General features: G+C 72.0%; 19 protein-coding genes and 1 pseudogene. 5 read left to right on the top strand and 15 right to left on the bottom strand.

What is annotated here, in order from left to right; translation table 11 throughout:
- Positions 1–68: 68 nt before the first annotated feature.
- The 7 genes from EJG53_RS34330 to fmt form a co-directional block, all read right to left on the bottom strand.
- Positions 69–518, bottom strand: a complete 450-nt coding sequence (locus tag EJG53_RS34330) for a barstar family protein (protein WP_125048164.1) — start codon at positions 516–518, stop codon at positions 69–71.
- Positions 515–970, bottom strand: coding sequence for a guanyl-specific ribonuclease (locus EJG53_RS34325; RefSeq protein WP_125048163.1), 456 nt, complete (start codon positions 968–970; stop codon positions 515–517). Before EJG53_RS34325 ends, EJG53_RS34330 begins: the two co-directional genes overlap by 4 nt.
- Before the next feature lie 149 nt (positions 971–1,119).
- Positions 1,120–2,109: a sugar-binding transcriptional regulator gene (locus EJG53_RS34320; RefSeq protein ID WP_030017389.1), complete on the bottom strand. Its 990-nt coding sequence runs from the start codon at positions 2,107–2,109 to the stop codon at positions 1,120–1,122.
- A 242-nt stretch (positions 2,110–2,351) separates the two neighbouring features.
- Positions 2,352–3,035 (bottom strand): ribulose-phosphate 3-epimerase, encoded by a 684-nt coding sequence (gene rpe / locus EJG53_RS34315; RefSeq protein ID WP_125048162.1) that lies wholly within the window; start codon positions 3,033–3,035, stop codon positions 2,352–2,354.
- A gap of 289 nt (positions 3,036–3,324) precedes the next feature.
- Positions 3,325–3,774, bottom strand: a complete 450-nt coding sequence (locus tag EJG53_RS34310; RefSeq protein WP_167515208.1) for an RICIN domain-containing protein — start codon at positions 3,772–3,774, stop codon at positions 3,325–3,327.
- A 362-nt stretch (positions 3,775–4,136) separates the two neighbouring features.
- The gene (locus EJG53_RS34305; RefSeq protein WP_125048160.1) at positions 4,137–5,567 is read right to left on the bottom strand and encodes an RsmB/NOP family class I SAM-dependent RNA methyltransferase; all 1,431 of its coding nucleotides are present in this window, start codon (positions 5,565–5,567) and stop codon (positions 4,137–4,139) included.
- Positions 5,568–5,737: 170 nt separating this feature from the next.
- The gene (fmt, locus tag EJG53_RS34300) at positions 5,738–6,670 is read right to left on the bottom strand and encodes a methionyl-tRNA formyltransferase (protein ID WP_125048159.1); all 933 of its coding nucleotides are present in this window, start codon (positions 6,668–6,670) and stop codon (positions 5,738–5,740) included.
- Positions 6,671–6,913: 243 nt separating this feature from the next.
- Between fmt and EJG53_RS34295 the strand changes: the two genes are divergently transcribed.
- Entirely contained in the window at positions 6,914–7,456 is a 543-nt protein-coding gene (locus tag EJG53_RS34295; protein ID WP_125048158.1) for a hypothetical protein, read from the top strand.
- A gap of 369 nt (positions 7,457–7,825) precedes the next feature.
- On the opposite strand, the pseudogene EJG53_RS34290 reads toward EJG53_RS34295, so the two are convergent.
- A pseudogene (locus EJG53_RS34290) lies at positions 7,826–9,948 on the bottom strand (primosomal protein N').
- 201 nt (positions 9,949–10,149) lie between these two features.
- On the opposite strand from EJG53_RS34290, the gene EJG53_RS34285 reads away from it, so the two are divergent.
- The 4 genes from EJG53_RS34285 to EJG53_RS34270 all read left to right on the top strand — a co-directional run bounded on the left by EJG53_RS34285 (position 10,150) and on the right by EJG53_RS34270 (position 15,442).
- Positions 10,150–11,439, top strand: a complete 1,290-nt coding sequence (locus EJG53_RS34285; RefSeq protein WP_125048157.1) for a helix-turn-helix domain-containing protein — start codon at positions 10,150–10,152, stop codon at positions 11,437–11,439.
- A gap of 76 nt (positions 11,440–11,515) precedes the next feature.
- A complete protein-coding gene (locus tag EJG53_RS34280) occupies positions 11,516–12,292 on the top strand; it encodes a toll/interleukin-1 receptor domain-containing protein (RefSeq protein WP_125048156.1) in 777 nt (258 codons plus the stop codon).
- Positions 12,289–14,247: an ABC transporter substrate-binding protein gene (locus EJG53_RS34275; protein WP_125048155.1), complete on the top strand. Its 1,959-nt coding sequence runs from the start codon at positions 12,289–12,291 to the stop codon at positions 14,245–14,247. The genes EJG53_RS34280 and EJG53_RS34275 overlap by 4 nt, the downstream gene beginning before the upstream one ends.
- A 19-nt stretch (positions 14,248–14,266) precedes the next feature.
- Positions 14,267–15,442 carry a hypothetical protein gene (locus EJG53_RS34270; protein WP_125048154.1) on the top strand — a complete coding sequence of 392 codons (1,176 nt, stop codon included), beginning with the start codon at positions 14,267–14,269 and terminating at the stop codon, positions 15,440–15,442.
- A 111-nt stretch (positions 15,443–15,553) separates the two neighbouring features.
- Here EJG53_RS34270 and metK read toward each other — a convergent pair whose 3' ends face one another.
- From metK to EJG53_RS34235, 7 genes are all read right to left on the bottom strand, one after another.
- Positions 15,554–16,762, bottom strand: coding sequence for a methionine adenosyltransferase (metK, locus tag EJG53_RS34265; protein WP_125048153.1), 1,209 nt, complete (start codon positions 16,760–16,762; stop codon positions 15,554–15,556).
- A gap of 231 nt (positions 16,763–16,993) precedes the next feature.
- Positions 16,994–18,277: a bifunctional phosphopantothenoylcysteine decarboxylase/phosphopantothenate--cysteine ligase CoaBC gene (coaBC, locus tag EJG53_RS34260; protein WP_244955455.1), complete on the bottom strand. Its 1,284-nt coding sequence runs from the start codon at positions 18,275–18,277 to the stop codon at positions 16,994–16,996.
- A 163-nt stretch (positions 18,278–18,440) separates the two neighbouring features.
- Positions 18,441–18,713 (bottom strand): DNA-directed RNA polymerase subunit omega, encoded by a 273-nt coding sequence (gene rpoZ, locus EJG53_RS34255; protein WP_003982715.1) that lies wholly within the window; start codon positions 18,711–18,713, stop codon positions 18,441–18,443.
- A 39-nt stretch (positions 18,714–18,752) separates the two neighbouring features.
- Positions 18,753–19,346: a guanylate kinase gene (gmk, locus tag EJG53_RS34250; protein WP_125048152.1), complete on the bottom strand. Its 594-nt coding sequence runs from the start codon at positions 19,344–19,346 to the stop codon at positions 18,753–18,755.
- A 38-nt stretch (positions 19,347–19,384) separates the two neighbouring features.
- Positions 19,385–19,708 (bottom strand): integration host factor, encoded by a 324-nt coding sequence (locus tag EJG53_RS34245; RefSeq protein ID WP_030999380.1) that lies wholly within the window; start codon positions 19,706–19,708, stop codon positions 19,385–19,387.
- Positions 19,709–19,900: 192 nt separating this feature from the next.
- Positions 19,901–20,779, bottom strand: coding sequence for an orotidine-5'-phosphate decarboxylase (pyrF, locus tag EJG53_RS34240; RefSeq protein WP_125048151.1), 879 nt, complete (start codon positions 20,777–20,779; stop codon positions 19,901–19,903).
- Complete coding sequence (locus tag EJG53_RS34235) at positions 20,776–21,888, bottom strand: quinone-dependent dihydroorotate dehydrogenase (protein ID WP_125049782.1); 1,113 nt, start codon at positions 21,886–21,888, stop codon at positions 20,776–20,778. The genes pyrF and EJG53_RS34235 overlap by 4 nt, the downstream gene beginning before the upstream one ends.
- Between the last annotated feature and the right edge of the window lie 73 nt (positions 21,889–21,961).

Raw genomic sequence — 21,961 nt, 5'->3', positions numbered from 1 at the left:
GCCGAAACCCGCCCCCCGCTGTTCCCCACCGCCGGGCTTCCCGCCCCGCGGCTCCCCGCCCCCGTACGTCACGCCGTCCGCGCCCCCGGCTCCCGGCCCCGCGCCATCACGACGACCAGTCCGGTGTCCGTGTCCCGCCAGAAGCCCACCGCGTCCGCGATGACCTCCTCCGCGACGCTCCAGTCGTCGGGCGCGGCGGACGCGTACTGCTGCCAGCCGCACACCACCAGCACCCGGCCGCGGTCGGCAGGGCACCACGACAGGTCGGTGAGGCAGTCCGCGAGCGCGTCCCAGTTGCGGCCGAACCAGTCCGGCAGCCGCAGGGCCTTCGCGCAGCGGTCCATGAACTCCGCCTTGTCGGTGACCCCTTCCAGGTCGAGCAGCGCACCGTGCCAGCCGACCGCGCGCGCCGCGTCCAGCGCTTCGTACGCGGGCCGGTCGTGCGGCCAGGGCACGACCCCGGGGGGCGTACTGCCGTCGAGCACCGCCGCGAGCGGCCGGGGCGCGGGAGCCGTCATCGGAGCACCGCCTTGAAGGTCCGGTAGTGGTCGTCGGTGTAGTACGTCTCGTGGCTGTCGCCGGTGACGATCCGGCGCGCGCCGCGGTCCTTCGATCCCGGGGTGCGGACCGTGTACTCGTGGTAGTAGCCGCGCTTCTGCTTAGGGAGTTGCCGCTCGTGATTGCCGAAGACCGTGCCGTCCTTGGGGTACGGGAACGGGCCGCGCGCGTCGATCAACCGCAGGGTGTCGCGGGCCTGCTCGGGCAGCTTCCCGGCCGGTACGGTCGCCATGCCCTTGGCCCAGTCCGGCGCGGCGGCGCTCGTCGAGGGCGCCCCGTGCGTGGACTTCGCGCTCCCCCGTCCACCCCCCTGGCCGCCGCCTCCGGAGCAGCCGGACACCAACAGCAGCAGGCAGGCCAGCAGCGCGGCGAGTACGCCGGCGGCTGTGCGGGAAGCGGAGCGGATCACCATGCGCCGATGCTGTCACAGCCCGGCGCGGGGTGCGCGCCCGCACCCCGTACAAGATCACTTGGCTGGCCGGTGCCGGGCGGACAGCCGTCCGCCCCGGGGCTCAGGCCCTACGCCGGTCGCCTCGCTCAGACCCGTCCGGGCCCGCCCCCTCAGACCCCGTCCGGATCCGCCCGTTCCAGCGCCGGACGCGGGCCGGGCCCGGTCTCCAGCAGCAGATGATCGGCGGCGGCCGTGTCCGTCACCAGGCTGGTCACCAGCCCGGACCGCAGCACCGCGCCGATCGCCGCCGCCTTCTGCCGGCCGCCCGCGATGGCCACGACTTCGGGGATGCGCCGCAGCCGGTCCGCCTCGACCGTGATGCACCGCTCGCCCAGGTCCCGCCCGATGCGGCGGCCGTCGGCGTCGAAGAGGTGCGCGGACATCTCGGCGGCGGCGCCCAGCGAGGCGTAGTGCTCCCGCTCCTGCTCCGAGAGCATGTCGTAGACGGTGGAGATGCCCGGCGCCCAGGAGCCGATGGAGACACAGGCGACGGTGACCTTGTCGAAGTACTCGAACGCGCGGGCGATGCCGGTCTGGCCGCGCAGCGCGGCGGCCGTCGCCGAGTCGGGCAGCAGCATCGGCGCGTAGATCGGGTGCGCCTCGCCGCCGGAGACGTCGGCCGCCCGGCGTACCGCCTCGACCGAGCCGCGGTCCGCGGTCCCCGCGTCGTACACACCGGTGAGCTGCACGACCGTGCACGGCGGGAGCCGGTGCAGCGCGGCCGCCATGTGGATGGTGGAGCGGCCCCAGGCGAGACCGAGCACGTCCCCCTCGGTCACCAGCTCTCCCAGCAGGTCGGCCGCGACCTCGCCGAGGTTCTCCGGGTCCGGGGCGTCGTCGGTGGCGTCGGCGGGCGACTCCACCACGACCGCGTGCCGCAGGCCGTAGCGGGCCCGCAGCGCGTCCGAACGCTCGGCGTCCAGCTCCGCCGGGACACGGATCTCGATCCGTACGAGGTCACGCTCCAGCGCCGTCTCCAGCACCCGGGCGACCTTGAAGCGGCTGACGCCGAACTCCTCGGCGATCTGGATCTTGGACTTGCCCTCCAGATAGAAGCGGCGGGCCATAGCCGCGGCCTGCACCAGCTCGGCGGGGCCCATTGCGGACTGCGGGCGGCTGGCAACCACGAGATTCTCCCCTTGTGCGCACCTGATCGAGTCTTTGCTCATCCTTGCAGAAACCCGAGGTGGTCGGGGACCATCACCGCCCCGGCCGTCGTGAACACCCGGTAGCGGCAACACCAAGAAACACCGGCGTACGGGGATCGGTGCGCGCTCCCCGCACACCACGTGCGGCGCCGGCGCCCGCGGCGGTCACCCGGGCGCCCCTTTCACGGTGCGCGTCAGTGGGCGCAGCCCCAGCCGGCCGCTGCCGTCGCGGACTCGGCCTGTGCGCGCAGTTCGCGCACCGCCTTCGCCGGGTCGTCCGCGCCGTAGACCGCCGAACCCGCCACGAACACGTCCGCGCCGGCCTCCGCGCACCGCTCGATCGTGGACGCCGACACCCCGCCGTCCACCTGGAGCCACATCTCCAGACCGTGCTTGGAGATCAGCTCCCGGGTCCGGCGGATCTTCGGCAGCATGATGTCCAGGAACGCCTGACCGCCGAAACCGGGCTCCACGGTCATGATCAGCAGCATGTCCAGCTCGGGCAGCAGGTCCTCGTACGGCTCGATCGGCGTGGCCGGCTTGAGCGCCATCGAGGCCCGCGCACCCTTGGCCCGGATCTCCCGCGCCAGGCGTACGGGCGCGGCCGCCGCCTCCGCGTGGAAGGTGACCGAACCGGCGCCCGCCTCGATGTACTGCGGCGCCCAGCGGTCCGGGTCCTCGATCATCAGATGCAGGTCGAGCGGGGTGTCCGTCGCCTTGCTCAGCGCCTCGACGACCGGAGCGCCCAGCGTCAGGTTCGGCACGAAGTGGTTGTCCATCACATCGACATGCAGCCAGTCGGCGCCCTCGACGGCCTTCGCCTCCTCGGCGAGCCGGGCGAAGTCTGCGGACAGGATGCTGGGGTTGATCAAGGCCATACCTCCAGTATGTCCTGCCGCCCCGCACGCGCCTAAGCGGGTGGGCCGGGCCGCTGGTCAGGGGCGGTGCCGGGGGCGCCGGGACGCCCGTCGTCCCTGTCCGAACGGCGAAACACCGAGCCGCCGGTCCCCGTCCACCCTGAGGCGGACGGGGACCGGCGGCCGACGCTCGATGACTCGTCACCACACCGGGAACCAGTCACGTCCCCGCCGGGGACCAGTCATGTCCCCGCCGGGCACCGGCCCGAACGCCCGGCTCACGACGCCCAGCGCCCGGCACCTTCGGGACTCAGCTCCAGCGCTGGTGCTTGATGCCGCCGTCGAAACCCGCGTACACGGGCGAGCCGGCGCTGGTCTTCGACCCGAGGGTGAGCCCGGTGGCCTTGTTCTGCAGACGCCAGCCGAGGGAGTCCTTGATCTCGCGCCACTTCTGGTTCTTGCCACCGTTGCAGACGTTGGCGCGGACGGTGCCGTCCTTCTTGCTGTCGAGGCAGAAACCGTGGTCCGCGGACTTCAGGACGAAGGTTCCGTCGGACTGCTTGGTCTCCTTCCACTTCGCGGCGGGACCGCAGTCCCCCACGCCGACCCAGAAGCCGCTGGCCACCAGGCACTTGCCGTTGCCCTTGTTCTTCCAGGTGACCGTCTTGGTGGCGGCGAACGCCTGCCCTGAGGCGCTGAACATCAGAGCCGGCGCGAGAACCGCGGTGGCCGCGACCGTACCGATCAGACGCTTCTTCATACTGTTTTCCCCGTTCCGAGGGTCGAATGACGACCCCGACAGCATTGGCTGCCCCTCTGACAGACATCTGACAGAGAGCTGACAGCCGGTACCTGAACCCCGTGACGGCGTACGGGGACAAGGGCGGTCGACGCCTTGTCCGTACACATGGTGGCGTGGGGCCCGACAAGCCTCAGGAACGCTTACCGGCGTCCCGTGTCCGGCCTGTTCGCCGTCTCCCCACTCACGTCCCCGCGAGGTCCGTTTCCCGTGCCTGTCCGACACCTCTGCGGCCGTGATCCCCGTTGTCACCGGCAGCCTATCCCTGCATGATCACGTCAGGCAAAGTACGCCCTGAGCAGCGGCGGAACGCTTTCCGGGCGCTACGCCGTCCGCCGCAGCAGCGCCAGGTACATCGCGTCCGTACCGTGCAGATGCGGCCAAAGCTGCACGTCCGGGCCGTCGCCCAGTGCGGGCGCGCCCGGGATCAGCGGGCGGGCGTCGATCCACTCCGCGGTGACGTCCGCTCCGGCCCGCCCCTTGAGGACGTCCTCCACCACGGCGCGCGTCTCGGCCGGGTGCGGTGAGCAGGTCGCGTAGCCGACGACGCCGCCGACCCGCACCGACAGCAGCGCCTGGCGCAGCAGTTCCCGCTGCAGCGGCGCGAAGCCGTCCAGGTCCTCCGGGCGGCGGCGCCAGCGCGCTTCGGGGCGGCGGCGCAGCGCGCCGAGGCCGGTGCACGGGACGTCCATCAGGACGCGGTCGAAGGAGCCGGGGCGCCACGGCGGGCGGGTGCCGTCGGCCGCGATGACCTCGTACGGGCCGGGGTTGCCGGCCAGCGAGCGTGCCACCAGGCGCGCGCGGTGCGGCTGCTTCTCGGAAGCGAGGAGCCGGGCACCGCGCTGCGCGGCGAGTGCGCCCAGGAGGGCCGCCTTGCCGCCCGGGCCCGCGCAGCCGTCCAGCCAGAAGCGGTCGGTGCCTTCGACGGGCGCGTTGGCCAGCGCCGCCGCGACGAGCTGGCTGCCCTCGTCCTGCACACCGGCCCGGCCCTCGCGCACCGCGTCCAGGGCGCCGGGCTCGCCGCCCTCGGCGAGCCGTACCGCGTACGGGGACCAGCGGCCCGGCAGGGCGCTCTCCTGTCCCACGGCCTCGATGAGTTCCTCGGTGGTGGACCGTCCCGGCCGGGCCACCAGCGTGACCTCGGGCCGCTCGTTGTCGGCCTCCAGCAGGTCCTCCATGCCGGCCCGGCCGCCGCCGAGCGCGTCCCAGAGCGCCGAGACGACCCAGCGCGGGTGCGCGTGGACGATCCCCAGGTGCTCCTCGGGGTCGTCGTCGTACTCGGGCGCGACCCGCTCCAGCCAGCCGTCCATGTCGTCCGCGGCGATCTTGCGCAGCACCGCGTTGACGAACTTGGCCCGTCCGTCCCCCAGCACCACACGCGCCAGTTCGACGGTCGCGCTCACCGCGGCGTGCGTGGGAATGCGCGTACCGAGCAGTTGGTGGGCGCCGAGCGACAGGACGTCCAGGACCGGCGGGTCCACCTCCCGCAGCGGCCGGTCCACGCAGCGCGCGATGATCGCGTCGTAGGTGCCCTGCCGCCGCAGCGTGCCGTACACCAGCTCGGTCGCCAGCGCCGCGTCCCGCCCGTCGAAGTCCTCGTTCTCCCGTGCCTTGCGGAGCATCGGGGGCAGCACCAGGTTGGCGTACGCGTCCCGCTCGTCGACGGCCCGCAGCGCCTCGAAGGCGAGTATCCGGACCGGGTCCTTCTTGGGCCGGCGGTAGGGCTTGCTGGGACGACGCGACTGACCACTCACGAGAAATGTGCTCCGCTGATACGAGACGAGGTTCGCCCCCAGCCTACGTGGCGCGGCGGGGCGCGCCACGGGGCGGTACGAGGCCGGACGGCCCACAGCTCACCCGGGCCCTCACGGCCGCCCCGCTCCGTCCCCGCTCAGCTCCTCCCCCACGCCCCCTCGCGCTCCCCTCACTCCCCCAGCCGCTCCCCCTCACCGATCCGCACCCCGCGCGCCCAGTCCGCGCCGCGCATCGGCTTCTTGCCCTGCGGCTGCACCCACTGGAGTTCCACCGCGTGGCTGCCCGTACCGGCGTACACCGCCTTCTTGGTGACGGCGAGTTCGCCGGGGGCCAGGTCCGTGCGGTCGGTCACCGGTCCGACCGTCATCAGCTTCAGCCGCTCGCCCCGGAAGACGGTCCACGCGCCGGGCGCGGGCGCACACCCGCGCACGACCCGGTCCACGCGCAGCGCGGGCGCCGTCCAGTCCACCTTCGCGTCCTCGACCTCAAGTTTCGGCGCGAGGGTGATGCCGTCGGCCGGCTGCGGCACCGGGGTGAGCGTACCGTCCTCGATGCCGTCCATGGTGGCGGCGAGCAGCCCGGCTCCGGCGAGGGCCAGCCGGGTCAGCAGGTCGCCGCTGGTGTCGGTGGCCCGTACCTCCTCCGTCACCACCCCGAACACCGGCCCGGAGTCCAGCCCTTCCTCGATGAGGAAGGTGGAGGCGCCGGTCACCTCGTCGCCCGCCAGGACCGCGTGCTGCACCGGGGCGGCGCCGCGCCACGCGGGGAGCAGCGAGAAGTGCAGGTTGACCCAGCCGTGCGCGGGAATGTCCAGGGCCACCTTGGGGAGCAGCGCCCCGTAGGCCACCACCGGGCAGCAGTCCGGCGCGATCTCCCGCAGCCGGGCGAGGAAGTCCTCGTCGCGCGGCTTGGCGGGCTTGAGCACCTCGATACCGGCCTCCGCCGCGCGCTCGGCGACCGGGCTGGCGACCAGGCGCCGACCGCGGCCGGCGGGGGCATCGGGCCGGGTGACGACGGCGACGACCTCGTGCCGGTCCGAGGCGATCAGGGCATCCAGGGCGGGTACGGCGACCTCGGGGGTGCCGGCGAAGACGAGCCTCATGGGTGGCGTACTACCTCTCACACGCTGCGGAACGGCGCACCAGTCTATGGGCCACACCTTCGGGGGCGTGCGAACAGACGCGCGCCCCTCATTGGAACCCGTACGCCCCCATACCGTGACCGAAGCCGCGTCTGTCGCGTTGGTCAAGCAGCATTGACCGACCGGGCCGCCCTCGCGGCCCGCTCGTTTTCACCTTTTGTCACGTTCCTCTGCACATTCAACGCCGGTTCGAGAGGCTTGTTCATGGCCGACCACGCAACCCACGACGCCCAGGCACGCGCCAGCCTGCACCTTCTGGTACGGGACATCGAGCGGGTCCGCCGGCAGGTGGACGCCCTGCGCACCCTGACAGCTCAGCTCGGCAACGTCTACCGGCCGCGGCGCACCGGCCCGTCCGCCGGCTTCGTCGTCTACGGGCGCGCCCCCGCCCCGACCGTACGTCTCGCCCAGGAACTGCGCGACAGCGTCGAGACCCTGGTCACGGCGGCGGTGGACTTCGACCGTTCGCTGGGCTTCTCCTGGGACGCGGTGGGTTCCGCTTTGGGCGTCACCAAACAGGCAGTGCACCGCCGTTACGGCGCCCGCCGCTCCACTTCCCAGCCCGGCCCGGAGAACAGCGAGGCGGTCCGTACGCCCGAGCCGTCCGCGGCCCGCAGCCTGACCGTCTCCCCCGGTCTGCCCGGCGCCCCGGCCGTCCCCGCCGCCCGCACTCTGCCGGGGCAGTCCCCCGTCCCCGCACGGGAAGAAGCACGCCCCGGCGTCTTCCCCGGCCCCCGCAACGGCTGACCACGCCCACCGCCCCGGCCCGCCCCCGGGGCGGCCTCCTTGTCCCCCACCCCAGCCGCGTCCGCACCACCAGCATCACGGGAGCCGGTCGGTCCGGCAGCACCCCGGAAATCGGGCAATCCGTCGGCACCACGGAAGCCGGTCGATCCGTCGGCACCCCGGCAGCCCTGCCCGGCAGCACCCAGGCGGCTCTGCTCGGCAGCACCACGGAGGCCGGCCCGCTCGGCAGCATCACGGAAACCGTTCCGCCCGGCAGATTCACGAGCTTCACGGAGGGCGGCCCGCCCTGCAGCCCCCGGAAGCCGACCCACCCGACAGCCCCGCGAACCCGCGAAACCATCGCCCGACCGCACCACGACCCCCTCCCGACTATCCGAGATCGGGCGGATCGATCCGCACCCGCACCGCCTCCCCCTCCCGTTTGACCAGCCGCGCCGCCTGCGCCGTCTTCAACGCCGCCGCCAGCGCGGCACCCTGGCCGGGGCGTACCCGTACCAGCGCCCGTTCCCATTCCTCCCCGGGCGGCGGGTCCCCCGGCCGGCGCGGCCGCCCCGCCTCGGGAGCCGGCACCGGTACGGGGCCCAGCACCTCGGCGCCCTCCGGCAGCTCGGCCGCCGCGAGCATCTCCGCCACGTCCTCGGGGCGGCCCGTCACCGACGCCATCCGAGACACCGGCGGGAAACCCAGCTCGGCCCGCTCCGCCAGCTCGCGCACCGCGTGCCCGGCCGGATCCCAGCGCACCAGCGCCTGTACGGGGCGCAGCGTCGCCTCCGCGATGACCGCGACCGTGCCGCCCTCGGCATGGCCCCGGACCAGCGCCGCGGCCTGGAGCCAGCGCCGTAGCGCCTCCTCGCCCGCCCGCAGGTCGGGACGGCTCAGCAGTGCCCAGCCGTCCAGCAGCAACGCGGCGGCGTAACCGCCCTCGGCGACCGGCTCCGCCCCCGGCGTGCTCACCACCAGGGACGGGACGCCGGGCACCGTGTCCAGCACATGGTCACGCCCCGACGTACGCACCGGCACGGCCGGAAACGCCCGCCCCAGCTCCTCCGCCGTTCTCCGGGCCCCCACGATCTGCGCCCGCAGCCGTACGCCCCCGCATTCCCCGCAACGCCAGTCCCCCTCCTCACGCCCGCACCAGCCGCACCGCAGCTCGCCCGCGTCCCGCGCCTCCAGCGGTCCCGCGCAGGCCCGGCAGCGCGCGGGCTCCCGGCACCGCTCGCACGCCAGCCGCGGTACGTACCCCCGCCGCGGCACCTGCACCAGCACCGGCCCGTGCTTGAGCCCCTCGCGCACCACCTGCCACGCCAGCGTCGGCAGCCGCGCGGCCCGCGCCGCCGCGTCCCGCGCCTCGTCGGCGTCACCGACCGTACGGACCAGCGGCGCCGCGGCCCGCACCTGCTCACGCTCGGCCGTCAGCGGCCGCGCCCAGCCCGTCTCCACCAACTGCGCCGCCTCGACGGTGCAGCTCAGCCCGCCCAGCAGGAACCCCGCCCGCTCCGTCACCGCCCGCTGCAACAACACTTCCCGCGCATGCGGCTGCGGCGCATGCGGATCACTGTGACTACCGTCCCCATCGTCCCAAATAGCAACCAACCCGACATCCCGCACCGGCGCGAACATAGCCGCCCGCGTCCCGATCACCGCCCGCACCGCACCCCGGCTGACCGCCAGCCACCGCCGGTACCGCTCCTCGGGTCCGGCATCGGCGCTCAGCACCACATGCCGCCCCTCCCCGATCAGCTCCCCCAGCGCCGCGTCCACCCGTGCAGCGGCCCGCCCGTCCGGCAGCAAGGCCAGCGCCCCACGCCCGGAGGCCAGCGTCGCGGCCATCGCCCGCGCCAGCTCCTCCGGCCACTGCGGCCCCGGCAACGCCGTCCACACGGCACGCGGCACGTCTCCCCGCCCCAGCGCCGCCAAGAACCCCGGCCCCGCCGGATACCTCTCCCAACTCCCCGCTTCCGGCATCGCGTTGGGCGGCAGCGGCGCCCCGCTCTCCCGTCCCTCCGCCTTCGCCCGCCGCGGCGGCACCGCAAGCTGCACCACGTCCGCGAGCGTGCCCGCGTACCGGTCGGCGACGGCCCGGCACAGCCCCAGCAACTCCGGCGTCAGCACCGGCTCGGGCGACAGCACCTGCGCGATCGGCGCGAGCACCCCCCGGAACTCGCTCTCCGCCACCCGCTCCACCACGAACCCGCTGACCAGCTTCCCCCCTTCCCGCCGCCCCCCTTCTCCCCGGCCCCGAACCGCACCCGCACCCGCACCCCGGGCTGCGCCTCCGCGTCCATCGCCGCCGGCACCGCGTAGTCGAAATACCGGTCGAGATGCACCAGCCCCTTGTCCACCAGCACCCGCGCCACCGGCAACCGCTCCGCCAGCTCGGCCCCCCGCCACGTCCGCGGCTTCGCCCGCGCCGCCTTCGTCCCCCGCACCGCCTCCCGAATCAACGCAAGCTGCTCCGGCTCCGCACCCGGCCCGTCGTCTTCCCTGCTCACAGCATCAGTCTTAGCAGACGGGACTGACAGCGGCGGTGGGGCCGGGGAGCGGGCCGGGGGCTCGACAGCAGTCCCTCCATCCGATTCGCTCCGAGGTGGAAACGGGAAACGGTCCTGTTCGCCTTGTTCCGCCGTGCCGCCTGCCGCACGCTGACACGCAACGCTCGCCGGCTGCCCGGACGGACAGTTACGGAGGATGGAATGCGCCCGCAGCCGCCCCACGCGTTCGGACCGGAACTCCGCAGACGCCGCCTGGCAGCGGACCTCTCGCTGGACCAGCTGGGCCGACGGGTCCACTACAGCAAAGGGCAGCTGAGCAAGGTGGAACGGGGCCTGAAGCCCCCGACTCCGCAGCTCGCCCGGCTCTGCGACGAAGAACTCGGTGCACGAGGGGCACTGGCCGGCCTGGTGCTGGCGCCCGCACCGGCACAGGGCATTACACCCACGAGTCACGAAGGTGAGGTATGGCTGATGCACTTGGACAAGGACGGATCGGGATCGTTCCAGCCGGTGGGCCGCCGGCGCGTGATCAGCGCTGGAGCGGCCTCGGTCCTGGGGATCGGGGTGGGCGGCATGAACGTCACCACCGGTACCGGGGCCACGACGCTGGTCGACGCTTCACGGGCACTGTTCGGCCAGTACCGGCGGCTCGGGCAGGTGTCGGGACCCGGCGCGTTATTACCGCAGCTGATCTCCCAGACCCACAGCCTGCAACAACTGGCCGCCCGCAGCGGCACCCGCACCCGTCAGGCACTTCTGGTACTCGCGTCCCGGTTCGCCGAGTACACGGGCTGGATGGCCCAGGAATCGGGGAACGACGATGCCGCACTGTGGTGGACCGACCGCGCCGTGGAACTCGCGGGGGCGGGCAACGACGACAGCCTGGCCGCGTACGCGCTGGCCCGTCGTTCGTTGATCAGCCTCTTCCGGGGAGACACGGACAGCGCCGTCGACCTGGCCACACACGCGCTCGACAGCCATGCCCCACCACGGATCAAGGGCCTGGCCGCACAGAAACTGGCCCAGTGCCAAGCCGTCAAGGGCGACTACGACGCCTGCATGCGCAGTCTCGACCGGTCCCGGAACCTCCTCGCACTCGAACGCCGCGACCCGCACGAACCCGTCATCGGCGCCTCCCACCTGCCGGACGTGGTGGCGATGTTCACCGGCTGGTGCCTCTACGAACTGGGACGGCCGCGGCAGGCCGCGGAAATCCTCGGCAAGGAGACCGCGCGGCTGCCCAGTCACGCACTGCGCACCCGCTCCCGCTACGAACTCCGGCGCGCCCTCGCGCACGCCGCCGCGGGCGAGATGGAACTCGCCTGTGAAATGACCCGAGGTCTGCTCCCCACCATCAGCCTCGTCCAGTCCGCGACGATCACCGCCGACCTGCGACGGCTGGCTCGCACATTGGGGCGCCACCCCCGCAACGCATCCGTACGGGAACTCAGCCCGGAGCTCTCCACGACGCTGGCCTCGGCCTCCCGGTAGGAACCGCCCGCCACCCCGCGGCCTGCCACACGTCACCCCAGCTCATCCACCTGCAACTCAGGAAGGTCACTCAGCCATGCCCGAAATCTTCATCAACTACCGCACCGGCGACGGCAAGGACACCGCGCAACGGCTCAAGGAGGCGCTGTCCGACCGCTTCGGGAAGGACAGCACCTTCCTCGCCGGGGCGTCGATCCCTCTCGGCGCGCGCTACGAACGTGACATCGTTAACGCCGTCCGGCGCAGCTGCGTCCTCCTCGCTCTCATAGGCGAACGCTGGCTGGACGCCCCCGACCGGCAACATCCGGACCGGCGGGCGCTGGACAACGAGGACGACTGGGTACGCCGTGAGATCGAGGAGGCACTCACCTGCGGGGTCCTGGTCGTTCCGCTGCTGCTGGGCCGGCGTGTGGAACAACTCGCCCCCAAGTCACTGCCGCCCTCTCTCGCCGAGCTCGCGGAGTGCCAGTACGAGCGGCTGTGGCTGCGGGACGGCGGTGAGAGGGAGATCTCGCGGCTCGGTGACCGGCTCGTCGCGCAGGTGCCCGAGCTGGCGCCACTGGACACGGCAGCGCCTTCCACGGACCGCGCTTGCCAGGAATCGCCCCACGAGCCCGTCCCATCGGTGCGCAACGAGGGACAGCGTGGCGGCATCGGAAACCTGCGGGGCACCGTCGGCACCTTCGTCAACGAGTCCAACGCGCCGATGCACACGGGGTCCGGCGACCAGCTCGGGACCGGCGGAACAAAGATCAACGGCGATGGGACGACGCAGGTTTCCGGCGACTACGCCCATGTACCGATCAGCCACCGGTTCGGTTCGTCTCCCCGCCGCCGGGACGGCGAGCGATGACCGAGCGCGTCGCAGGCCATTTCGGCTCCTATGTCCACCAGGCACACGCCCCGCTGAACTCCGGGGACGGCCCCCAGTACAACTTCTACGTTCACGAAGCCGTTTCACGCCTGGCCACAAGGGTGCGGACGTCCCTCGCCATCGCGGAGGACGACCGCCGCTGGCTCTACCAACGATTCGTCTATCCGTCTGGTTTCCGCCGGGCGCGGAGCCTGTTGCACGACCACGGCACCGTCCTGATAGCCGGGCAGCCCGGCAGCGGCCGGCGGGCCGCCGCGCTGATACTGCTGCACGAACTCTCCGACGGTGCGGGCAACTTCCACGAGCTTCCCGACACCCAGGACGACACCACGGACCGGGCTCTCGACACCGCGCTGATCGGCGAGCACGACCGGATGCTGCTGGATCTGTCGAGCAGCGACGCCGAGCGTTACAACACCGTACAGGCCGAGCTCTCCGACTTCCGGTCCGTGGTCGCGACCCGCTCGGCACGGCTCGTCGTTGTCCTGCCCCAGCAATCCGACCACCTGCAACGCCAGGACCTGCACTGGCTCACGACCGAGATCGAACGCCCGGACGGCGGCAGGCTGCTGATGCGGTACCTCCGCCAGGACGGCATCCGCCCGGACCCCGCCGACCTCGCCACCCCGCAGCTGACCCAGTACACGGCAGATGCCACGATGGAGGACCTCGCCAAACTCGCCGGTCAGATCCGCCGCGCCCGGGACGCGGATGGCGCGGCCGGCGATTTCCGCCGCTGGTGCGACCGGGCGATGGCCGAGCGGGCCGACAGCCGCAAGCCCCGGGTCGCCGACTTCATGGCCCAACTCACCGGCCGCCAACGCGCCCTCGCCCTGTCCCTGGCGATGTTCCACGGTCGCGACCCCGCCATCGTGCTGCGGGCGGCCAACACCCTGCAGGACATCCTCGGCCATCCCGGTGACGACCGCCCCCGCCTCGACCACACCGACCTCGCGGCCGAGTTCAAGGCCGTCGAAGCCGGTACGGGCAAGGACGGCGGTGTCCGGTTCCGCGTCCTGGGATACGACGCGGCGATCCGCGCCCACTTCTGGACGTACTTCTCGGACCTTCGCCAGCAGTTCCGCGACTGGGTACGTGACTGTGTCACCTGGCACGATCTGCCCCAGGAGACCCGAAAGGAGCTGATCGGCTGGTTCGCGGAACAGTGTCTGGCCAGTGGGCGTCCCCAGGATCTGTGGTGGCTGGCCGAGCAGTGGGCCGGGCGCCACGCCGGACGGCTGCTCGCCGACATCTCCCAAGCGCTGACGGAGGGCCTGAATCACGACGGCTTCGGCCGCGCGTTCCGCCAGCGGATCTACGAGTGGTCTCTCGTGGCGGGCCTGCCCAGGGACCTGCGCCAAGCGCTCGTCGTGGTCTGTTCCCAGGTCATGGCCGTGCGGCACCCGGACCAGGCGTTGGTACGGCTGCATCACCTGGCGCGGGCGTCCGGCTCCGGCGACGACCAGGCGTTCGAAGCGCTGCTCGGCCTCGCGCGCAAGGGCGGCCGGCTCTTCCGGATGCTGCTCGGCCGGCTGCAGCCGGAAAGGTGGCCGACCGACGCGGCGCTCCTGCTGGCCATGGCTGCGGTGGCTGTCCGCACCCGCGGTCTGTTCCGCAGTACGGCGGTCCGGGAGCGGTTGACTGCCGGCTGGGCCGCCGTGCTGCGCCATCGTCCGTACGAGGAGTGGCGCGAGCCTCTGGCGGACTGGCTGACGGCGGCGCTGGCCACCGGGCCGCACCTGGAATCACTGCTCGATGTCGTGGTGGACGCCGCCGCCCGGGCTCCGGGCGTCCTCGCCCGCCTGCACACCGTCGCCCGCGACTGGGTTCCGGCCGTGCCCGCCGAGGCGGTGGAGCGCCGGACGCTGTTCGCGGCGCTTGAGTGCCGGATCGACGCCGCGCACGGTATCGAGCCGCCTGTTCCCATCCTGTGACCCGCTCCCGGAGATCGTCATGAGTTCTGGCCAGAAAACCGCCACGGTATTCATCACCGTTATCTGTGCTTTGCTCCTGGTCATCGCCGGTCTGAGCCTGCAGTGGCCCGTCTGGGCCTGGCCGACGGCGGCAGCCGTGCTGATCTTCAGCTCGGCTTTGGCCTTCTGGCTCGATTCCCGGCGTCCGGCACCCGGTACGTGGGAGTACCCCGCCCACCCGGACCTACCGGTCCCGCCGGTCGAACGCTGGGAACGCACGGTGGCGGGGGTGGCGCTCCCCAGCTCCGTGCCGGACTACGACTTCCTGTTCTCCGCCACGATCCGCTGGCGCCCGCTGAACGCCACGGTGGACGCCCCTCGCGTGAACGCGGGCGGGCTGGCGGTCGACGCCGTCCTCGCCCGGGCGCGGGCCGTCACCGCGCGGCAGAATCCGCACCACAGCACGTTGGCCCAACACCAGCTCGACGGGGCGCTGGGCACCATGGAGCCCGACGTGACGGACCGGGTCGAGGCCATGGCCGAGAACGTCACGCTCCAGCTGTCCGACGCGGACCGCGAACGTCTCACCAAGCTCTCGACGGTCCGTAAGGACGAGGACGTCTGGGAGCACGAACGCAACTACGAACGCAGCAAGCGCACGTATCTGGGCAACGAGGTGCTGAAAGACACCGGCAGTGCCGTGGTCTGGTGGATGGCCAAGCACGACGACCGGATCGAGAAGACCGTGGACCTCATAGGTCCGTTGGCGCAGCTGTCCTCTGCCGCCAACAACCAGGAGGTGCCGGAGCTGTTCCGGCACCTGGTCGCGCGCCCCGACGCGCCCGGAGAGCCGGTGAACGGAGAGTCGGTGAACGGCAGCACCGCACCGCACGGCGCGTACTTCTCGTCGTTCACCGCCCCGGACAGGCAGCCGTTCCGGGACGGTGAGCGGGGACCGGAGGAGCCGGACGTCCCCACGGTGCTGGGGTCGTTCATGGATGACGCAGGGCTGGCCCGTGACGAGTACGTAAGGGCTCTGTTCGCCCGTCGGATCGCGGACTGCCTGGCCGCCGAGGGGTGCGAGGAAGCGGCGTCGGCCATCCGCCGGCGGTTCGACTCCCCCGGGACCGCAGGAGACGAATGCGCCGAAGACTCCGTCGAGGAGGCGCCGGGCGAAGCAGGCGGAGCCGGTTACGGGACGTCCGAGGACGGGTGACGCCCCCGGAGTGGAGGTGAGGTGGACGCGCTCGCGCGTCGTGCACGCGAAGGCCCCGGCCCCGGCCCGCCGAAGCGGGCCGGGGCCGGGGCCTTCAAGCGCAACGCAGGACTACAGCCCCGCAGCCTTCTTGAGCGCCTCCACCCGGTCCGTCCGCTCCCAGGTGAACTCGTCCAGTTCGCGGCCGAAGTGGCCGTAGGCGGCGGTCTGGGCGTAGATGGGCCGGAGGAGGTCGAGGTCGCGGATGATGGCGGCCGGGCGGAGGTCGAAGACCTCGGCGATGGCGTTCTCGATCTTGTCGACGTCGACGGTGGCGGTGCCGAAGGTCTCGACGAACAGGCCCACCGGCTCGGCCTTGCCGATGGCGTAGGCGACCTGGACCTCGCAGCGGGCGGCCAGCCCGGCCGCTACGACGTTCTTGGCGACCCAGCGCATGGCGTAGGCGGCGGAGCGGTCGACCTTGGACGGGTCCTTGCCGGAGAAGGCGCCGCCGCCGTGGCGGGACATGCCGCCGTACGTGTCGATGATGATCTTGCGGCCGGTGAGGCCGGCGTCGCCCATCGGGCCGCCGATCTCGAAGCGGCCGGTGGGGTTGACCAGCAGGCGGTAGCCGTCGGTGTCCAGCTTGATGCCGTCCTCGACGAGCTGGTTGAGGACGTGCTCGACGACGAACTCGCGGATGTCGGGGGCGAGCAGCGAGTCGAGGTCGATGTCCGAGGCGTGCTGGGAGGAGACGACGACCGTGTCGAGGCGGACGGCCTTGTGGCCGTCGTACTCGATGGTGACCTGGGTCTTGCCGTCGGGGCGCAGGTACGGGATGGTCCCGTTCTTGCGGACCTCGGACAGGCGCCGGGAGAGGCGGTGCGCGAGGTTGATCGGGAGCGGCATCAGCTCCGGGGTCTCGTCGCAGGCGTAGCCGAACATCAGGCCCTGGTCGCCCGCGCCCTGCTTGTCCAGCTCGTCCTCGTCACCCTCGACACGCTTCTCGTAAGCGGTGTCGACACCCTGGGCGATGTCGGGGGACTGTGCGCCGATCGAGACGGAGACGCCGCAGGAGGCGCCGTCGAAGCCCTTCTTCGACGAGTCGTAGCCGATCTCCAGAACCTTGTTGCGCACGAGGTTGGGGATGTCGGCGTACGCCTTCGTCGTCACCTCGCCGGCCACGTGGACCAGGCCGGTGGTGATCAACGTCTCGACGGCGACCCGGGAGGTCGGGTCCTCCTTCAGGAGGGCGTCGAGAATGGTGTCGCTGATCTGGTCAGCGATCTTGTCGGGGTGACCCTCGGTGACGGACTCCGAGGTGAACAGGCGGCGGGACACATCGCTCCCTGGGGTTGCAGCGGCTGCTGGCTGATCATTGGCGGAAAGGCCGAGAGCTGCGCTCGGCGCGATCCGGGGCCAGTTTATCGGTCATGAGCCGCGTTCGGGCACGTAGTCTCGATTTCTGGACCCACCGTGACCTGGGACACCTTGCCGGAGAGGGGAAGATCTCGTTCCGGCAAAGGGCCCGGGGTCGGCTTCCGATCATGTGGTGAGCGGGGTGGGAGGGGGCTACGGGGCGGTCAGGCGGGGGACCACGAGGTCCCAGATCCGGTCCGAGAGGGCTTCCTTCGGGCCGTACGGTACGGGGGTCTCGGCGCCGTCGGCGGCCAGGATCACCGCCTCGTTCGCGGCCGACCCGAACGCCTTGTGGTCGCCGACCTCGTTGACGACCAGCAGGTCGCACCCCTTTCGGGTGAGTTTGGCGCGGCCGTTGGCGAGGACGTCGTCGGTCTCGGCGGCGAACCCGACGATCACCTGGCCGGGGCGGGGGCGGTCCGCGGAGATCTCGGCGAGGATGTCCGGATTACGGACCAGGGCCACCGGCTCGGGCTCCTGGCCGTCCTTCTTCTTGATCTTGCCGGTGGCGTACGCGGCGGGACGGAAGTCGGCCACGGCTGCCGCCATGACCACCGCGTCGGCGTCCGCGGCGGCCTTCAGCACGGCCTCGCGCAACTGGACGGCCGTACCGATGTGCACGACGTCGACCCCGGCCGGGTCGGGCAGCTCGCTGTTGCCGGCGACGAGGGTGACGCGGGCGCCGCGGGCCACGGCGGTGCGGGCGAGCGCGTACCCCTGCTTGCCGGAGGAACGGTTGCCCAGGAAGCGGACCGGGTCCAAGGGCTCGCGGGTGCCGCCCGCGCTGATCACGACGTGCCGGCCGGCGAGGTCGCGCCCCAGCCCCTGCGGGCCGCGGGCCAGCACCCGGCGGCAGGTCTCGAAGATCTCGGCGGGGTCGGGGAAGCGGCCCTTTCCGGTGTCGACGCCGGTCAGGCGGCCGACGGCGGGTTCGATGACGACGGCGCCGCGGCGGCGCAGCGTGGCGACGTTCTCCTGGGTGGCCGGGTGCTCCCACATCTCGGTGTGCATCGCCGGGACGAAGATCACCGGACAGCGCGCGGTGAGGAGGGTGTTGGTGAGCAGGTCGTCCGCCAGGCCGTGGGCGGCCTTGGCCAGCATGTCGGCCGTACACGGGGCCACCACGACCAGGTCGGCGGACTGGCCGATGCGGACGTGCGGGACCTCGTGGACCGACTCCCAGACCTCGGTGGAGGCCGGGTTGCCGGAGAGGGCGGCCCAGGTGGCCTCGCCGACGAAGTGCAGCGACGCCGCCGTCGGCACGACCCGGACGTCGTGCCCGGACTCGGTGAGCCGCCGCAGCAGCTCGCACGCCTTGTACGCGGCGATGCCGCCGCTGACTCCGAGGACGACCTTCGGGCGGCGGTCCGGGCCGCTCCCGCCCGCCGCGCCGGTTCCCCGCAAAGGCTCGGTGGCCGGCTGTGTCGGCTTGTCCATCGCACTCTCTCCCCATGCCGTGGGTTCCGTCCCCGCGGGGTGCGGACCCGGTTGGTCATCTGTCCCATGACACACCAAGGGCCCGGCAGCGGCGCTGCCGGGCCCTTGGTGAAGGCATCGGGGCGGAATCCTCAGGACGCCGTACCGCTCGACGCCGCACTGCTCACTGAGCCGGGCCCTCGACGGCCTCGGAGGTCAGCAGGCCCGCGTTGATCTCACGGAGGGCGATGGACAGGGGCTTCTCGTGCACGTGGGTGTCGACCAGCGGGCCGACGTACTCCAGCAGACCCTCACCGAGCTGCGAGTAGTACGCGTTGATCTGACGCGCGCGCTTGGCGGCGTAGATCACGAGGCTGTACTTCGAGTCGGTGGCCTCAAGCAGCTCATCAATCGGCGGGTTGATGATGCCCTCGGGCGCGGTGATGGAAGAGGACACTCTCTGCCTTCCGAAGGGGGGTGTGAATCGGTGTAAAGATCAAAGAACCTTCATCAAGGCTAGCAGCTCACGGCTGACGTCCTCGACGGAGGTGTTGACCAGGGTGACGTCGAACTCGGTCTCGGCGGCGAGCTCGACCTTGGCGGCCGTCAGGCGGCGCTCGATGACCTCGGGCGCCTCCGTACCCCGGCCGGTGAGCCGGCGGACCAGTTCCTCCCAGCTCGGCGGGGCCAGGAAGACGAGCTGGGCCTCCGTCATGGACTCGCGGACCTGCCGCGCGCCCTGGAGGTCGATCTCCAGCAGGACGGGCTCGCCGGCCTCCAGACGGTCCTGGACGGCCTTGCGCGGCGTGCCGTAGCGGTTGCCCGCGAATTCGGCCCACTCCAGCAGTTCGCCGTTGGCGACGAGCTTGTCGAATTCCTCGTCGTCCACGAAGAAGTACTGGACGCCGTGCCGCTCCCCGGGGCGCGGCTTGCGGGTGGTGGCCGACACCGAGAGCCAGACCTCGGGGTGGACCTTGCGCATATGGGCGACGACCGTGCTCTTCCCGACCCCGGAGGGGCCGGAGAGCACGGTCAGCCGCGGACGGGAGTCCGGGGATGCGGGGGATGAGCCCCGGGGTGTTGCAGCCATGCGGCGATTATTCCAGTTCCCCGGCGGTGCCAGAAAACTCAGCCGGCCTTGCTGCCGAACTCTCGCTCCAGGGCAGCGATCTGGTTGGTGCCCAGACCGCGGACCCGGCGGCTCTCGGAAATGCCGAGCCGCTCCATGATCTGCTTGGCGCGGACCTTGCCCACGCCGGGCATGGACTCCAGGAGGGCGGAGACCTTCATCTTGCCGATGACGTCGTTCTCCTGGCCCTGCTTGATGACGTCATGAAGGGAAGCGCCGGAGTTTTTGAGCCGATTCTTGACCTCGGCGCGCTCCCGGCGAGCCGCGGCGGCCTTCTCGAGCGCGGCTGCGCGCTGTTCAGGGGTAAGGGGCGGAAGAGCCACGCCTACGTCACCTCGGATGTCGAACTGTCGGATAAGGACCGGTGTGGAACCTAGTCGCCCCGCATCTGCGGAGCAACGAGCAACGCGCTTACGTGCACTGCTCTCGTCGGAGACTAGCGGCCAAGGCGCTCGGAGTCAGCGAGAACAGACGAAAAGTCCTGGTCAGACTCTGCTGACCGGGACATATCGGGACTAAAGTCCCTGTCGTTCGACCGGTGTACGCACCTCGTCGACCGCGGCACGCACCTCGTCGGCGCATCCGAGGGCGGCCGCGCGGAGTGCCGCGACGTCCGGACCGTGCCGCAGCACCCCCCGGCTGACGCTCGGCACGACGTTGCGGACCGCGTCCCCGAAGACCCGCGGAAGGTCAGCGGGGGTCGCACCCTGCGCACCGATGCCGGGCGCGAGCAGCGGCCCGCCGGTCGCCAGGTCGTACGAGGACAGGTCGCCGAGCGTGGCGCCGACGACGGCTCCGTACGAGCCCAGCTCCCCGCGGGCGGCCTCGTCCGCGTTCGCCGCCTTCAAGTGGCCCAGCACGGTCGCGGCGACGGTGCGTCCGTCGGCCCGTACGGCGTGCTGGACCTCCTGGCCCTCGGGGTTCGAGGTCAGGGCGAGGGCGAACAGGCCGCAGCCGTTCTCCCGGGCCAGGTCGACGGCCGGGGCGAGCGACCCGAAGCCCAGGTACGGGCTGACCGTGACCGCGTCGGAGAACAGCGGGGAGGCCGGATCCAGGTAGGTGGCGGCATACGCGGCCATGGTGGAACCGATGTCGCCGCGCTTGGCGTCCATCAGCACGAGGGCACCGGCCTGCCGGGCCGCCGCGACGGTCTCCTCCAGGACGGCGATGCCGCGCGAGCCGAACCGCTCGAAGAAGGCGGACTGCGGCTTGAGGACGGCGACACGGTCGGCCAGCGCCTCGACGACGGTCCGCGAGAAGGCCTCCAGGCCCGCCACGTCGTCGCTCAGGCCCCAGTCGGCCAGCAGCGAGGCGTGCGGGTCGATGCCGACGCACAGCGGGCCACGGGCGTCCATGGCGGCCCACAGGCGGGCGCCGAAGGGTACGGGGCTCACAGAGAGGTCACCTTCCTGTGCTCGGCGCCGACGGCGTCGGCGAGGGTGGCGTACGGGCTGTTGCGCAGGCGGGCGGCCAGGCCCTTGTGGATCGCGCGGGCGTAGAACGGGCCCTCGTAGATGAAGGCGCTGTAGCCCTGTACGAGGGTGGCGCCGGCCAGGATGCGCTGCCAGGCGTCCTCGGCGTTCTCGATGCCGCCGACGCCGACCAGGGTGACGCGGTCGCCGACGCGGGCGTACAGGCGGCGCAGCACCTCCAGGGAGCGTGCCTTGACCGGGGCGCCGGACAGCCCGCCGGTCTCCTGGACCAGGGCCGGGTCGGAGGCCAGGCCGAGGCTCTCGCGGGCGATGGTGGTGTTGGTGGCGATGATGCCGTCCAGGCCCAGTTCCACGGCGAGGTCGGCGACCGCGTCCACGTCCTCGTCGGCGAGGTCCGGCGCGATCTTGACCAGCAGCGGGACGCGCCGCCCGGTGACGGTACGGTCGGCCGCCTCGCGGACCGCGCTGAGCAGCGGACGCAGGTGGTCGACGGCTTGGAGGTTGCGCAGGCCGGGGGTGTTCGGCGAGGAGACGTTGACGACCAGGTAGTCGGCGTGTCCGGCGAGCCGCTCCGTGGAGGTCACGTAGTCGGCGATCGCCTCCTCCTCGGGGACGACCTTGGTCTTGCCGATGTTGACGCCCAGCGTCGTACGGAAGACCGGGTTGCGGGCCGCCAGACGGGCCGCCACGGCCGCCGAACCGTCGTTGTTGAAGCCCATGCGGTTGATGAGCGCGCGGTCCGGCACGAGGCGGAACAGGCGCTTCTTGGGGTTACCGGGCTGCGGCTCGGCGGTGACCGTGCCGATCTCGACATGGTCGAAGCCCAGCATGGCCATGCCGTCGACGGCCACGGCGTTCTTGTCGAAGCCGGCGGCCAGCCCGAAGGGGCCGTGCATCCGGCGGCCCAGGGCCTCGACGCGCAGCTCCTTGTAGCGGGGGGCCAGGACGGCCGCGGCGAAGGTGCGCAGCACCGGGACGCGCGCGGCCAGCCGGATCCAGCGGAAGGCCAGGTGGTGGGCCTTCTCGGGGTCCATGCGCTGGAAGATCAGTTTGAAGAAGAGGGAGTACACGAGCGGGCGGGGCCTTCCGCGGGTCGAGGGGACGAAGGAGACGGGGCTCATGAAGAGGGGGACACCGCGGTGG

The organism is Streptomyces chrestomyceticus JCM 4735 (genome assembly GCF_003865135.1).
Classification (GTDB): Bacteria; Actinomycetota; Actinomycetes; order Streptomycetales; family Streptomycetaceae; genus Streptomyces; species Streptomyces chrestomyceticus.
Note: the sequence above shows the minus strand (reverse complement) of the source record. Positions and strands in the feature narration are given on the sequence as shown.

Excerpts from the sequence above, each read along its gene's own strand:
- EJG53_RS34330 (WP_125048164.1), bottom strand. The coding sequence starts at position 518 with ATGACGGCTCCCGCGCCCCGGCCGCTCGCGGCGGTGCTCGACGGCAGT.
- EJG53_RS34325 (WP_125048163.1), bottom strand. The coding sequence starts at position 970 with ATGGTGATCCGCTCCGCTTCCCGCACAGCCGCCGGCGTACTCGCCGCG.
- EJG53_RS34320 (WP_030017389.1), bottom strand. The coding sequence starts at position 2,109 with ATGGGCCCCGCCGAGCTGGTGCAGGCCGCGGCTATGGCCCGCCGCTTC.
- rpe (WP_125048162.1), bottom strand. The coding sequence starts at position 3,035 with ATGGCCTTGATCAACCCCAGCATCCTGTCCGCAGACTTCGCCCGGCTC.
- EJG53_RS34310 (WP_167515208.1), bottom strand. The coding sequence starts at position 3,774 with ATGAAGAAGCGTCTGATCGGTACGGTCGCGGCCACCGCGGTTCTCGCG.
- fmt (WP_125048159.1), bottom strand. The coding sequence starts at position 6,670 with ATGAGGCTCGTCTTCGCCGGCACCCCCGAGGTCGCCGTACCCGCCCTG.
- EJG53_RS34295 (WP_125048158.1), top strand. The coding sequence starts at position 6,914 with ATGGCCGACCACGCAACCCACGACGCCCAGGCACGCGCCAGCCTGCAC.
- EJG53_RS34285 (WP_125048157.1), top strand. The coding sequence starts at position 10,150 with ATGCGCCCGCAGCCGCCCCACGCGTTCGGACCGGAACTCCGCAGACGC.
- EJG53_RS34280 (WP_125048156.1), top strand. The coding sequence starts at position 11,516 with ATGCCCGAAATCTTCATCAACTACCGCACCGGCGACGGCAAGGACACC.
- EJG53_RS34275 (WP_125048155.1), top strand. The coding sequence starts at position 12,289 with ATGACCGAGCGCGTCGCAGGCCATTTCGGCTCCTATGTCCACCAGGCA.
- EJG53_RS34270 (WP_125048154.1), top strand. The coding sequence starts at position 14,267 with ATGAGTTCTGGCCAGAAAACCGCCACGGTATTCATCACCGTTATCTGT.
- coaBC (WP_244955455.1), bottom strand. The coding sequence starts at position 18,277 with ATGGACAAGCCGACACAGCCGGCCACCGAGCCTTTGCGGGGAACCGGC.
- gmk (WP_125048152.1), bottom strand. The coding sequence starts at position 19,346 with ATGGCTGCAACACCCCGGGGCTCATCCCCCGCATCCCCGGACTCCCGT.